At 69.5% G+C, this 13153-nt stretch carries 13 protein-coding genes; 5 read left to right on the forward strand and 8 right to left on the reverse strand.

The genetic code is table 11. The features are described 5' to 3' along the window. The 4 genes from AC08OO_RS14055 to AC08OO_RS14070 all read right to left on the reverse strand — a co-directional run. On the reverse strand, positions 1 to 657 hold a 657-nt coding region (locus tag AC08OO_RS14055; protein WP_476610280.1), incomplete at its 3' end, for a DUF6444 domain-containing protein. 406 nt (positions 658 to 1063) lie between these two features. Then, complete coding sequence (locus AC08OO_RS14060) at positions 1064 to 3196, reverse strand: carbon starvation CstA family protein (protein WP_476607256.1); 2133 nt, start codon at positions 3194 to 3196, stop codon at positions 1064 to 1066. A gap of 107 nt (positions 3197 to 3303) precedes the next feature. After that, the gene (locus AC08OO_RS14065) at positions 3304 to 3651 is read right to left on the reverse strand and encodes a hypothetical protein (protein ID WP_476607255.1); all 348 of its coding nucleotides are present in this window, start codon (positions 3649 to 3651) and stop codon (positions 3304 to 3306) included. Next, entirely contained in the window at positions 3648 to 3986 is a 339-nt protein-coding gene (locus AC08OO_RS14070; RefSeq protein WP_476610282.1) for a DUF3311 domain-containing protein, read from the reverse strand. The genes AC08OO_RS14065 and AC08OO_RS14070 overlap by 4 nt, the downstream gene beginning before the upstream one ends. A gap of 288 nt (positions 3987 to 4274) precedes the next feature. On the opposite strand from AC08OO_RS14070, the gene AC08OO_RS14075 reads away from it, so the two are divergent. The 5 genes from AC08OO_RS14075 (at position 4275) to AC08OO_RS14095 (ending at position 9213) form a co-directional block, all read left to right on the forward strand. After that, a complete protein-coding gene (locus AC08OO_RS14075; protein ID WP_476610283.1) occupies positions 4275 to 5822 on the forward strand; it encodes a sodium:solute symporter family protein in 1548 nt (515 codons plus the stop codon). Further along, complete coding sequence (locus AC08OO_RS14080) at positions 5813 to 6406, forward strand: RNA polymerase sigma factor (RefSeq protein WP_476618619.1); 594 nt, start codon at positions 5813 to 5815, stop codon at positions 6404 to 6406. Before AC08OO_RS14075 ends, AC08OO_RS14080 begins: the two co-directional genes overlap by 10 nt. Continuing rightward, positions 6403 to 6621 (forward strand): hypothetical protein, encoded by a 219-nt coding sequence (locus tag AC08OO_RS14085; protein WP_476607251.1) that lies wholly within the window; start codon positions 6403 to 6405, stop codon positions 6619 to 6621. The genes AC08OO_RS14080 and AC08OO_RS14085 overlap by 4 nt, the downstream gene beginning before the upstream one ends. Positions 6622 to 6779: 158 nt before the next feature. After that, positions 6780 to 7964: a lipid-transfer protein gene (locus tag AC08OO_RS14090; RefSeq protein WP_476610284.1), complete on the forward strand. Its 1185-nt coding sequence runs from the start codon at positions 6780 to 6782 to the stop codon at positions 7962 to 7964. A gap of 121 nt (positions 7965 to 8085) precedes the next feature. Next, positions 8086 to 9213, forward strand: a complete 1128-nt coding sequence (locus tag AC08OO_RS14095; RefSeq protein ID WP_476610289.1) for a TetR/AcrR family transcriptional regulator — start codon at positions 8086 to 8088, stop codon at positions 9211 to 9213. Positions 9214 to 9267: 54 nt separating this feature from the next. On the opposite strand, the gene AC08OO_RS14100 is transcribed toward AC08OO_RS14095, so the two are convergent. From AC08OO_RS14100 to AC08OO_RS14115, 4 genes are read right to left on the reverse strand one after another with little or no spacing between them, the layout of a single operon-like run. Next, positions 9268 to 10179 (reverse strand): metal ABC transporter permease, encoded by a 912-nt coding sequence (locus AC08OO_RS14100; protein WP_476610285.1) that lies wholly within the window; start codon positions 10177 to 10179, stop codon positions 9268 to 9270. Then, positions 10176 to 11102, reverse strand: coding sequence for a metal ABC transporter permease (locus AC08OO_RS14105; protein WP_476618620.1), 927 nt, complete (start codon positions 11100 to 11102; stop codon positions 10176 to 10178). Before AC08OO_RS14105 ends, AC08OO_RS14100 begins: the two co-directional genes overlap by 4 nt. After that, complete coding sequence (locus AC08OO_RS14110; protein ID WP_476610290.1) at positions 11099 to 12007, reverse strand: metal ABC transporter ATP-binding protein; 909 nt, start codon at positions 12005 to 12007, stop codon at positions 11099 to 11101. The genes AC08OO_RS14105 and AC08OO_RS14110 overlap by 4 nt, the downstream gene beginning before the upstream one ends. A gap of 16 nt (positions 12008 to 12023) precedes the next feature. Next, positions 12024 to 13001, reverse strand: a complete 978-nt coding sequence (locus AC08OO_RS14115) for a metal ABC transporter solute-binding protein, Zn/Mn family (RefSeq protein WP_476618621.1) — start codon at positions 12999 to 13001, stop codon at positions 12024 to 12026. Positions 13002 to 13153: the final 152 nt, after the last annotated feature.

A 13153-nucleotide genomic window follows, 5' to 3' on the forward strand; every position in this document is an offset into this window, starting at 1 on the left:
GACCCGGGGCAGGAACGCGGCCTCCAGCAGGCGGGCGGCCCGGCCCCGCACCGAAGCAGCCCAGCCCGTGGAGACCGCGGCGCCGACCAGGACGGCCAGGACCCGGGCGGCCCGGCGGACCGGCAGGTGATGGGCGCAGACCAGCCACGCCGCCCGCGCGAGCAGACCCGGCCCGTAGCCGACCCGGCCGGTCACTCCCGTCGGGCTGGAGGCAGCGGTCGTCGCCGTGCAGCACGGGCAGACCCTGGCCACGACCCGGTACTCGGTCACCTGCGGCCGTGGCGGCGGGAGCGGGACGTCGAACACCTGGTGACGGCGGACCCCGAACACCGGCGCGTCCGCGAGCGACCCTCCACAGCCGGAACACGACGGCGGATCCAGCACGACGATCTCGTCCGGGTCGGTGACCATGTTCCGGGTCTGACCGGGCTCACCAGGCTGTTTCCCTCGTGGCCGGCCCGACGACGACCGCGACGACCGTTGCGGTGCCTTCGTGAACGGGCTGTCCGACGACGGCGGACGCGACGACGTCGAACTGTCCGCGCCAAGCCTGCGTTCGAGTTCAGCGACCCGTGCCGTCAACCGCTCGATCAGCGCGACCTGGTCCGCGACCAGGCGCACAAGCTCCTCGTAGCTCGGCTGACCCGCGGACTCCACCCCCACAAACTAGCCGATCTTGACCCGCCGGCCGGCAACCAGCCGAACCATCAACAGGCAAGATCCGCAAGACACCCGCTCAACTGAGCTGAACAGCTACCCTCGCACACCTCATGAAAAGGATCTATCACACACCCACCGCCATCACCAGGAACACTAACCCCACACACTAACCCCACACATTGACCATCAGTAAACCTCGTGAACACAGCCTGACCGAAGCCCGTGACCCTGTGACCACGCATTCCAGCCTACCGCGAAGAGCCATTTAACGTACGGCCATTGCCCCGTCGGCCGCCGGCCCGTCAATTGGTCGCGCCGGGACGAGCGGGTTCCGGCCTGATGGCCGTCGCCAGCTCGTCCCGGCGCAAACAGATTCAACTCTCGCTATTTTCGCGGGATGTTGTCAGCGGCGCAGCGGCGGTGTGACGGGCTCGGGCTGAGGGGCCCCGGCCGCCTGGACCGCGTCCGCGAGCAGTTGGCGCTCTTCAGCGGTCGCCAACAATCCCCCGGACGCAACAAAACGGGAGGCTACATAGTCCGCTTCGGTGGTGGGCACCGGCGCCCGGGTACGGACAGCCCGTATGCACACCCGTACCGCATCGGCGAGCACGACGAGCACGAGCAGAGCGAACACTATCGCCATGATCCCGTCCACGGTCGAGTTCTGGACTACTTTGTGCATGTCGCTGATGCTCCTCGCGGGCGCCAGAACCCTGCCGTCGTCGAGCGCGTCGGCATAGCGGTGCCGTTGGGCGAGGAAGCCGAGCTTGGGATCGTCCGAGAAAACCTTCTGCCAGGCCGCGGTGAAGGTGACGGCGACATCCCAGCCGAGCGGGACGCCGGGCACCCAGGCCCACCGCGCTCGCCCACTCTTGACGAACAGGGTGGTGGCGACCGCCAATGCGATGGCGGCAAGCATCTGGTTGGCCATCCCGAACAGCGGGAACAGCTGGTTGATGCCGCCGAGCGGGTCGGTTGCGCCGGTCCAGAGGAAGTAGCCCCAGGTGCCGACCACCAGCGCGCTGCTCAGCCAGACCCCGGGCCACCAGCTCACCCGGCCGATTGGCTTCCATACGTTCCCGAGCATGTCCTGCAACATGAATCGGCCGACCCGGGTTCCGGCGTCGACAGTGGTCAGGATGAACAGCGCCTCGAACATGATCGCGAAGTGGTACCAGAAGTCGGCGAGGCGGCCGCCACCGAATGCGCCTGAAAGGATGTTGGACATGCCGACAGCGAGCGTCGGTGCACCTCCGGTGCGGGCTACCAGCGTCGATTCACCGACGGCCCGGGCCGCGGAGTCGAGGGCGTCCGGGGTGATGGTGAAACCGAGGTCGGTGACCGCGGACGCAGCCGACGCCGCGGTCTTGCCGACGACCCCACCGGGCGCATTCATGGCGTAGTAGAGGCCCGGGCTGAGCACCGCCGCCGCGATCAGCGCCATCAGTGCGACAAGGGACTCGGTCAGCATCGCCCCATAACCGATGAACCGGACCTGGGACTCCTTCTGGATCATCTTCGGCGTGGTGCCGGACGCGATGAGGGAATGGAATCCGGACAGGGCACCGCAGGCGATGGTGATGAAGACGAACGGGAACAGGCTGCCGGCGAACACCGGCCCGTTTCCCCTGGTCGCGAAAGTACTGACTGCGTCCGCCTGAAGTACCGGAAATTCGACGAGAACGCCGATGGCGAGCAGCCCGATGGTGCCGACCTTCATAAAGGTCGAGAGGTAGTCGCGGGGCGCGAGCAGGAGCCACACCGGCAGCACCGAGGCGACAAAGCCATAGCCGACAAGGCAGGCGACCAGTGCCTTCGGGCTGAGTGTAAAGGCGGAGGCGAGGGCGGAGTCCTGGATCCAGCGGCCGCCGACAAGGGCCGCGAACAGTCCGGCGACACCGACGGCGGTGGCCTCAGCGACCCGGCCGGGTCGCAGCACCCGCAGGTAGACGCCCATGAACAGGGCGATCGGGATGGTCATCGCGATCGAGAAGGTGCCCCATGCAGAGGCGGCGAGCGCGTTCACCACGACAAGCGCCAGCACCGCCAGCAAAATGATCATTATGGCGAAGACGGCGACCAGTGCCGCCGTCCCGCCCACCGGGCCGATCTCGTCGCGCGCCATCTGGCCCAGGCTCTTGCCGTCCCGCCGCATGGAGAAGAACAACGTCACCATGTCCTGCACGGCACCGGCGAAAATAACACCGGCGATGATCCAGATCGTCCCGGGCAGATACCCCATCTGTACGGCGAGCACCGGGCCGACGAGCGGACCGGCCCCGGCGATGGCAGCGAAGTGGTGGCCAAACAGGACCCGCCGGTCGGTCGGCTGGTAGTCGACGCCGTTGTCGAGGCGTTCGGCCGGCGTTGCCCGGCTGTCATCCACCCGCAGCACCCGGTTTGCGATGAACCGGGCGTAGAAGCGGTAGGCGATGGCGAAGGATCCCAGGCCGGCGAGCAGGATCCACGCCGCAGAGATCGACTCGTGGCGGGACATCGCGAGCACAGCCCAGCTGATCGCGCCGACCGCCGACACCGTGGTCCAGATGGCTATCGATCGGAGCCTGCCGGTCCTCCGGCCATGGCCAGGCGCACGACCGCCGCCAGGCGGAAGGCCGGTTCCGGCAGTATCGAGATGGGTAGTCATACGATGCGTCCCTTGGCGAGAGCGGCCAGGCCGAGCAGGTCAGCGAACCCGACATCGGGCGGCAGGTCGGTGCTGAAGCGCCGGAAGCCGAGCCGCGAGCGGCAGTCGACTGTGACATCGCGGCCCAGGAGGAACGGATAGGCGAGTGGATGGGCTACGGCGCTGCCACCGGGATCCGCGTCCACCGGGCGGAAGCCCCGGTGCCGCGGCACGAGCGCCCGCGGCGCGGGGCGCAGCCACAGTTGACCGGTGCAGGCGCAGCACAGCCCCAGCGGGGCCCAGTCAAAAATAACTACCTCGCCCTCGCGGAGCGCCGCCCGGGCCCGGTCGGTGAACTGGATCACCGCAGGCCTTCCGGCGCCGTCCCCCGGCTGTCCAGCCGCCAAGCGGCTGCGGTCAGCAGCGCGCTTAAGGGCACCCAGGCAAGCTGATACCAGTAAAAGAACGGCACCCCGGCCAGCCGTGGCTCATCCTGCGCATAAAGCGGGACCGCCAGCAGGGCTGCGAACGGTGTCCCGAGACACGCGACCGCGACGGTTCGCCGCCGACGTGCCGCCGCGCGGGCCGGACGACCGGCGGCCGGCCGGTCTGTTGCAGGCACGGGCCCTGCCGGGATGCCTGCCGCGGAGTTTGCCGGGACACCCAGCGGAGTGTCCCGGCCCTGCTCATCGTGCCACATCCTGATCTCCCTAAATTTTGATCTTCCTGGTGGGCCACCGGCCGGCCCAGGTACCCAGGCCGGTGGTCACGCATGCCGCGGTGGTGTCACCGGGAGAGTTGCTCTCCGCACCTCCGCGGTTTACGACTTGGTGAGCTACAGGTTTACGACTTGTTGCGGGATGATGTCGTGTCAACCGCGCCGGCTCGGTGCGCAACTGGAATAAGGACCGGGCGGGACGACCGGGCGGGCTTCCAGCGGCGGCCTCGCCGCGCCGTACGGGAAGCCGCGTGTAACGGAAGGTGTCGGATGGCCGACGGGACGACCGTGGCGGGATTCACCGTCGCGATAGCAGGCACTTCGTTACTATCGGTAAGGACGCGCGCGTTCCATCGGCGGGACGAGCTCCCCTCGCCGGAAGGGTGGGCGCTCGCAGGGCGCCCGTTCGGTGGTGTTCTGACCTGGTTCCTGCTCGGTGGTGCGATCTACACCGCATATACCTTCGCCGCGGTGCCCGGCCTCGTCTACGGGGTGGGCGCTCTCGGCTTCTTCGCGCTGCCCTACACGATCATCGTCTATCCGCTGGCCTTCGTGCTCCTCCCGCGCCTGGCGGAGACGGCTCGGCGCCATGGTTACGTCACGGTGGGCGACTACGTGCGGGAACGCCACCGGTCGCCGCTGCTCGCGCTCGCCGTGGCGCTGACCGGAATCGTGGCCACCACGCCGTACATCGCGCTGCAGTTGGTCGGCGTCCGCGCGGTGCTCGTTGCCGGCGGCCTCACCCCGCCTGGGCTGCCCGGCGACCTGGTGCTGGCCTCGGTGTTCGGGGTGCTCGCCGTCGCGACCTACCGCAGCGGCATCCGCGCTCCGGCACTCGTCTCGGTCGCCAAAGGAATTCTGATCTTTTTGGCGGTCTTCGCCGTGGTCGGACTCGTCCTAGCCAGGCTCGGCGGACCCGGCGAGATCTTTGCCGCAGCACAGCGGAACATGGCCGCGGACGGCTTGCCGGATCCGTCGCTCACTCTGGAGCCGTCGACGTTCGCCTCGTTCGCGAGCCTCGTGCTCGGCTCGGCGATGGCCCTGCTGGTGTACCCGCACGTGCTCACCGCCGCATTTGCGGCGAAGGACCCCGACGTCCTGCGCCGCTCGGCGGTCACCCTGCCCGCATGGACGGGCCTGCTCGGACTCTTCGGGCTGCTCGGCGTTGCCGCCTTGGCCACGGGGGTACGCACACCCCGCGGGCAGGCCGAAGCAGCTGTCCCTCTGCTCGTCCAGCAGCTGGCCCCACCGGTTGTCACCGGCGTCGTGTTCGGCGCGCTCGTTGTCGCGGCGCTCGTCCCCGCGGCGGTGATGTCGGTGGCGATCGCCATGCTCTTCGTCCGCAACGTATACGTCGAGTATTTTCACCCCACGGCCACCCCTAAGCATCAGGTCCGGGTGGCTCGCGCTGTCTCGCTGGTGACAAAGATCGGGGCATTCGCCTTCGTGCTCGGTCTGCGCGACCAGGATGCCATCGATCTGCAGCTGCTGGGCGGGGTCTGGATACTCCAGACCTTCCCGGCAGTCGGGATCGGCCTGTTCTCCACCTGGCTGCATCGCGGTGCGCTGCTTGCCGGATGGGCGGTAGGAATGGCGGCGGGAACCTGCCTGGTAACCTCCGGCGAATTCTCCGCGGTGGTGAACCTGCACCTGTTCGGGGCGTCCGTGCCGCTGTACACGGCGCTCCTCGCGCTCGGGCTGAACCTGGCGGTCGCCACCGCGCTCACCCCGGTCCTTCACCGCGTCGGCGTGGCCCGGAGCAGCCGGGCATCCCAGGTGGACCGACTCCCCCAGCCGGACGCGCCGGGATGGCGGTGAGGGCGGTGCAGGGCATTCCCAAAGATCCAGCAGCCGTCACTGCCGGCGACGCCGCCAGTCTGCTGCCGGCCGACAAGATCCAGACGAATCTTCACGATCTTGATCGGGAGACCGCCCTCGCGCGGCTCTTCAACACCCACTACGTCTCATTGGTACGGCTGGCCGCTCTCCTCGGCGCGGACGACCCGGAGGATATCGCCGCGCAGGCATTCTACGAGCTCTACCGGCGCTGGCGAAAACTGCGGGACTCGACCGCCACCCTGCCGTATCTACGTAGCATAGTCTGCAATCTCACCCGAATGCGACTGCGCCATCTCCAGGTTGTCCGAAAACACATGGGATGGCCATCAGACCAGGTAGAATCGGCGGAGACGCAAGCGCTACTGCGACACGAACAGCGAGCTGTAGTCGTCGCCTTACAGCGGCTGTCGCCGCGCCAGCGGGAGGCCCTGGTACTGCGGTACTGGCTCGATCTGAAGGAATCCGAGATAGCCGCAGTCATGGGGATTTCCTGCGGCGCGGTGAAATCCCATGTGGCGCGAGGAATGACGGCGCTGTCCCGCGCGATGGAGTCCCAGACATGACGTATCACACCGGGCCGCTCAGCGACACCGAACGACGGCTGCACGACGCCCTGGACGCTCTCGCCGGCGGCGTGCCCGTGTCGCCCGACGCCTACCGGCGGGCGCAGGCCACCTGGCGCCGCCGCGAGCGCCGCAGGCGGCTCATCCTCGCCGTCGTCATCGCGGTGGTCTTCACCTTCGCGAACCTGGTCGGCCTGTGGGCGCTCAACCACTGACCGGCGTGGAACTTCACTCGACCGCAGGCAGTGAGACATCCGCATCGCTCCGCCTTGTGAATCCTCGCAAGCATGCTTACGCCGCACCTCGCCCCCTGGCGTGCGCTACCGTGGTGCTCACGGTATTAAGTGAACAGCAGCTAGCCTAGGGAGTGGTGATGAGCGGTCGGGTGATGGTGACGGGCGTCGGCATGGTGCCGTTCGCGACGCCGAGCAGGAGCGACAGCTACGACGTGCTGGCCGAGGGGGCGGTCAGGGCGGCGTTGGCCGATGCCGGGATCGACCTGGCGGCGGTCCAGCAGACGTACGCCGGCTATGTGTACGGCGACTCGACGAGCGGGCAGAAGGCGCTGTACCGGGTGGGGATGACCGGGGCGCCGGTGGTGAACGTGAACAACAACTGCTCGAGTGGGTCGTCGGCGCTGTTCCTGGCGCGGCAGGCGGTGGCTTCCGGGGCGGCGGACTGCGTGCTGGCGTTCGGGTTCGAGCAGATGCGGCGCGGCGCGCTGACGATGCAGTGGGACGACCGGCCCAACGCCTTCGAGCGGTTCGACGAGGTGGTCACCAAGGTGCAGGGCGAGGTCGAGGGGGTGCCGTTCGCACCGCGGTACTTCGCCGGTGCGGGTGCGGCCTACTGTGAGAAGTACGGGATGGACCCGGCGGTATTCGCACGGATCTCGGTGAAGTCGCGCCGGCACGCGGCCAACAACCCGTATGCGGTGTTCACTGATCCGGTGACCGTGGAGGAGGTTCTTGCCTCGCCGCGGATCCTCGGTTGGCTGACCCGGCTGCAGTGCTGCCCGCCCACCTGTGGCGCGGCCGCCGCGGTGGTCGTTTCCGAGGACTTCGCGCGCGCCCACGGCCTGCGCACCGATGTGGCGATCACCGCGCAGGCGATGACCACGGATACCCCGTCCTCGTTCGACGGGGACCTGATGCGCCTGGTCGGTTACGACATGACCGCGGCCGCCGCGCGGCAGGTGTACGAGGTGGCCGGGGTGGACCCGCTCGATGTGCGCGTGGTGGAGCTGCACGACTGCTTCACCACCAATGAGCTGATGACCTACGAGGCGCTGGGGCTGACTCCGGAGGGCACGGCGGAGAAGTTCATCGTCGACGGCGACAACACCTACGGCGGCCGGGTGGTGACCAATCCGTCGGGTGGGCTGCTGTCCAAGGGGCACCCGCTGGGCGCGACCGGGTTGGCGCAGTGCGCGGAGCTGGTGTGGCAGCTGCGCGGCGAGGCCGACAAGCGCCAAGTCGAGGACGTGACCGTGGCGCTGCAGCATAACATCGGCCTCGGCGGCGCCGCCGTGGTCACCCTCTACGAGAAGGTAGGCTGATCCAGACCGAGGAGACCGAGGAGACCGAGGAGACCGAGGGGGTTGTACCGAGGGGGTTGTCCTGCCGGACCGCACGCTTGCGCCGCCGCGCGGCACCCGCCCGCGTAACCGGCGGGCGCTGATCCTCGGCGCCGCCTCGGACCTGTTCGCCCGCCGCGGCTACGACCAGATCGGCATGACCGATCTCGCCGAAGCCGTGGCGGTCGGCCCGTCCGCGCTGTACCGGCACTTCTCCGGTAAACAGGACCTGCTCCGCGAGGTCATCGCCGCAGGCCTGGCCCCGCTGCGGCACCTGCTCGATGATCTCGATCTCGCCGACCGCGCCGACCGCGCCACGGCGTCGGCCCAGCTCGCCGCTCGCTGCCTCGACGAACGCCATATCGGCGTGCTCTGGCAGCGCGAAGCCCGCCATCTGACCCCTGACGACCATGCCCTGCTGCGCGCCGAGGTCCGCGAGATCGGACGCCGCCTCACCGGCCGGGTGCGCGCCGCCCGCCCCGAGCTCGACACCCCCACCGCGGACCTGCTCACCTGGGCGGTGCTGGCCGTGCTGATGAGCCCGTCCTTCCACCACCTGGACCTGCCCCGGCCCGCCTACGACGACCTGCTCGCCGAGCTCACCGACCTCGTGCTGGACACCCCGCTGCCCGGCACCTGCGCCGCATCGCCGCCACCACCGGCCGGACCGCCGTTGCGGCCGGCCTCCCGTCGCGAGGCGCTGCTCACCCAGGCGGTGCGGATGTTCGCCACCCACGGCTACGCCGGCGTCGGCATCGAGGACGTCGGCAACGCCGTCGGCATCACCGGCCCCAGCGTCTACCACCACTTCCCGAGCAAGCTGGACATGCTGCGCACCGCGTTCCAGCGCAGCACGGCTGCCCTGTTGATGGACGTCAGCGCGATCTATCGGACTTCGAACGGCGCCGCCGACGCCCTGCGCCGGCTGGTCGGCTCCTACATCCGGTTCACCCAGGCCCACCACGACCTGATCGGGCTGCTGATCACCGAAGTCGAGCACCTGCCGGAGGACGAACGCCACGCCGCCCGCCGGGCCCAGCACGACTACCTCACCGAATGGGTTCACCTGCTCCGGCTCGTGCACCCCGAGCTCGACCCCACCGCCGCCCGGATCCGGGTGCACGCCGCGGTCGCCGTCGTCAACGACACGGCCCGCACCCCGCACCTGCGGCACAACCCGGGCGTGCCGGGCGCGGTCGAGTCGATCTGCGGCCGGCTGCTCGGGCTCTGACCTGGCGCCTCCCGGGATTGCGCGCGACCGCGCCGGTGGCGCCGGTGGGTTTGATCAGGCCGAACGATGCGCATCCGCGGACAGATGCCGCACCGGCCGCGCCAAGCCCGAGTCCGCGACCAGTCGGGTGACGATCAGCGTGACGGTGTAGGTGGCGGTGGCGGTGGCAAGGATGGCGAAGCTCGGGGGGATCCGCGGGGCGAGGTAGCTGGTGGTCAGCCCGACCCAGGTCACCGTCACCGCGACCGCGGTGGAGATCATCATTCCATGGTAAGGGTGGGCGGTGAGCCGGTGGGCGGTGCCGGCGGGTGCGGCGAGCATACCGAGGAGCAGCAGGGCACCGACGGCCTGGGTGGCCTCGGCCGCGGTCGCCCCGACGAGGCCGAGGAAACCGACGCCGAGGAGGCGGACGGGGACATCTCGGGCGGCCGCGACCGCGCCGTCCAGGCTGGCGAACAGCAGGGGACGCCCGATCGCGATGGTGGCGAGACAGAGGATTACGGCGAGTATGGCAGCCTCCCAGGCGTGGGAGGCGTCCAGGCCGAAGATCGAGCCGAACAGGACGGTGACACCAGCGGTGCCGTTGCCGGTGTTGCGGTGGGTGGTGTAAAGGGTGAGGAAGAGCACCCCGAGGCCGAGGACCCAGGCGAACACGCTGCCGATGACGACGTCATCGGCGTGGCCGCGGGGGCCGCGGGCGCCGAGGGCGCCGAGGGCGCATCCGACGGCGACGGTGGCGGCGAACAGGCCGACGCGGGCGTCGATCCCGGTGGCCAGGGCGGCGAGTGCGCCGGTGAACGCCGCATGGGACAACGCGTCGGCGGTGAAGACCTGGGCCCGCAGGACGAGGAAGTAGCCGACGAGTCCGGCCGCCATGGCAATCCCCGTTCCGGCGATGAACGCATGCTGCATGAACGGGTGCTCGAACATCGCGGTCAGTCCGGTGTCCGCCGTGGCCGCGGTCATGCTGCTGCTCCGGTCGTCCGGGGGACGCGGGCGGCCCGGCCGAGCAGGTCGTGCGCGCCGACGGCGAGACGGGCGAGAAGGTACAGGCCGAAGGAGAAGCTGGTGATGAAAAAGCCGATCGGATAGGGCGAGTAGTAGGCCACGGTCAGCCCGGCCCAGGTGACCAGCAGGCCTAGCAGCACGGTGAGCGTGAGGCTGAGGGCCGGTCGGGTGGTGAGGACCTGTGCGGTCGCGGCCGGGATGACCAGCAGGGTGAAGACGAGGAGAGTTCCGGTGATCTGGCTGACCTCCGCGGCGGTACTCCCGAGCATGATCAGGAAAGCCACCGACAGACCCCGCACCGGCACTCCGGCGGCGGCGGCCACGGCTGGATCGAGCGAGGCGAACAGCAGCGGCCGCCCGATGAGCGCCAGCACTGCCAGGACCGCCACGGCGACGGCGGTCAGCGTGAGGACCATGTCGTCGGTGATTCCCAGGAAGCTGCCGAACAGCAGCGTGTTGACCCCGCCGAGGAATCCCTTGTACAGGCTGACGAACAGGAATCCGCAGGCCAGCGCGAACGCCTGGACGGTACCGATGGTGGCCGACTCCGCGGCCCGCCCGGCGGCTGCCCCGCCCGCCCCGGGGATGGCCGCGATGATCAGCGCCGCGGTGAGGCAGAAGGCGAAGTAGCCGTAGGTCGCGCCCAAGCCGAGCCAGATCGCCCCGGCCGCGCCCGGGAAACCGGCCACGGCGAGAGTGTGGCCGGCGAAGGCCTGGCGGCGTAGGACCATGAACCATCCGGTTGCCCCGGCGGTCAGCGCGACGATGGTTCCGGCCCGGAACGCGTTCACCATGAACGGGTAGGCGAACATCTGCCGAACGTCGCGGACCAGGTCCCACGACAGGCCCGCGTCGGTCGCGACCACAGCTGCAGTGATCACAGGTGGCCGGTCCCGTCGTGACGGTCGGCGTGTACGGCGGGCGGCTCGGGCTGGCCGACGACGACGAGGCGCCCGTCGGAGGTGGTCAGCACCTCGATGGGGGCCTGGTAGAGCCGGCTTAACGTCGCACTGGTGATGACCTCGGCGGGAGGGCCCGAGACCGCGCCGCCGCCGGCGAGGTAGATGACCCGGTCGAGGCTGGACAGGATTGGGTTGACGTCGTGGGCGACCATCAGCACGGTCACCCCCGCCGTCTGGCAGATGGTGCGGATGAGGGTCGCGACCGAGGCGGCGTTGGGCGGGTCCAGGCTGTCCAACGGTTCGTCGAGAAGCAGCAGCCGGGGCCGGCGGGCGAGCGCCTGGGCGATCAGAAGCCGCTGCTGCTCCCCACCGGACAGCCGGCCGATCGGCTGGTGGGCGTAGCCGGTGGCGCCGACCTGCTCGACGAGTTCGGCGACGCGCCGCCGCGCGGTCCGGGCACGATCTCCGCCGGGCAGCGGCAGACCCCACCGGTGGCCGTCGAGACCGAGGCGGACGATGTCAAGCCCCCGGATCCGTACCGACGGGTCGAAGCTCCGTCGCTGCGGCAGATAACCGACCTCGGTGCGGGCCCGCCCGGGATGCCGGCCCAGCACCACCACCCGCCCCGCGGCCAGCGGCAGCAGGCCAAGGGCTGCCTTGAGCAGGGTGGACTTACCGACGCCGTTGGGACCGAGGATCGCGACGAACTCCCCCGCGCCGGCCTCGACGTTCACCCCGCTCCACACCATCCGCCCACCGAGACGAACCGCCGCACCCTCGAACATCACCGCCGGCGCGGCCGGCCTGCCGGCGCTGACCGGCGCCACCGCCGCGTCAACCTCGGCGCTCGAGCCGTCGGTTCGAGGGTGCGCCACCGCCGCCATTCTCGTCACCTTCCGCTTACTTTCCGGTTGCCTGCGCCAGCGACCCGCGCAGGGCTTCCAACTGGGCGACCTGCCAGTCCTGGAACGACGCTCCGGCCGGGACAAGCGTCTCGGTGATGGTGGTCACCGGGATGTGGGCCGCCTTCGCCTCCTCGATCTGCCGCCGCACGTCCGGGGTGGCGTTCTGGCTGTTGTAGACGTAAATTTTGATCTTCCCGGTCTTGATCTGACTGTCGCTGGTGCTCTTGTCCGCGACAGTCGGATCGCTGCCCTCCGAGATCGCACGCAGGAAGGCCGGCGGGGTCAGCAGGTTCAGTCCGAGCGCTGGGGACAGCATCGCGAAGATGCTCTCCGAGGCCCCGACCGGCGTCCCGGCATACTTCTTCTTGATTGTCGCGATGAGATCGGTGTACGGCTTGAGGGTCGTGGCGGTGAAGGATGCCCGCTGCTGATCGAAGTAGCCCGAGTCGGCGGGGTCGATCTTCTTGTAGTCGGCGGTGACCTGGTCGATCACTTTCGCGACGTCATCCGGGTCGTACCAGCGATGCGGGTTGTCGCCGTCCTTCGCGCCGACCAGGTCGCCGACGGTCAGCGTCACCCGCCCGGTCGCCGGGTTGGCCGCCGCCAGCTTGCCCGCCCACGGGTCGTAGCCGACGCCGTTGTCGATGAACAGCCGCGCACCGGCGATCGCCCGGCCATCGGCGGGGGTCGGCTCGTAGTCATGCGGGTCGGCGTCGGGATTGTCGATGATGCTGGTGACCGCCACCCGGTCGCCCCCCAACTGGGCGGCGATGCTGCCCCAGAAGTTCTCGGCCGCCACCACGGTGATCTTCTTGCCGCCGGTGGCGCCGGTCCCGGTGTCCCCCGACGAGGACGTCCCACACGCGGCCACGACCATCGCCACGCCGGTGGCCACTACCCCCAGGCCGCGCGGCACCCGCCCGGGCCGCACCCGCCAGCGCCGCACCGTGACCAGCCGTGCACCATCCACCACGATCTCCCTGCTTGTTACCCGACCGGACCTGCTGGCAGGACCGGGATTCATTGCCGCAAAGGTAGTCGCTAATGGAAACCGTTACAAGTTCAAGTTCGAGCGGTCGGCGATGACGCGGGGCAAGCCTCACCGCCGTCCGCCCGTCCCCCGTC

Source organism: Frankia sp. CeCAU1, from assembly GCF_977971845.1.

Excerpts from the sequence above, each read along its gene's own strand:
- AC08OO_RS14085 (WP_476607251.1), top strand. The coding sequence starts at position 6,403 with ATGACGTATCACACCGGGCCGCTCAGCGACACCGAACGACGGCTGCAC.
- AC08OO_RS14110 (WP_476610290.1), bottom strand. The coding sequence starts at position 12,007 with ATGGCGGCGGTGGCGCACCCTCGAACCGACGGCTCGAGCGCCGAGGTT.
- AC08OO_RS14070 (WP_476610282.1), bottom strand. The coding sequence starts at position 3,986 with ATGTGGCACGATGAGCAGGGCCGGGACACTCCGCTGGGTGTCCCGGCA.
- AC08OO_RS14080 (WP_476618619.1), top strand. The coding sequence starts at position 5,813 with ATGGCGGTGAGGGCGGTGCAGGGCATTCCCAAAGATCCAGCAGCCGTC.
- AC08OO_RS14090 (WP_476610284.1), top strand. The coding sequence starts at position 6,780 with ATGAGCGGTCGGGTGATGGTGACGGGCGTCGGCATGGTGCCGTTCGCG.
- AC08OO_RS14100 (WP_476610285.1), bottom strand. The coding sequence starts at position 10,179 with ATGACCGCGGCCACGGCGGACACCGGACTGACCGCGATGTTCGAGCAC.
- AC08OO_RS14075 (WP_476610283.1), top strand. The coding sequence starts at position 4,275 with ATGGCCGACGGGACGACCGTGGCGGGATTCACCGTCGCGATAGCAGGC.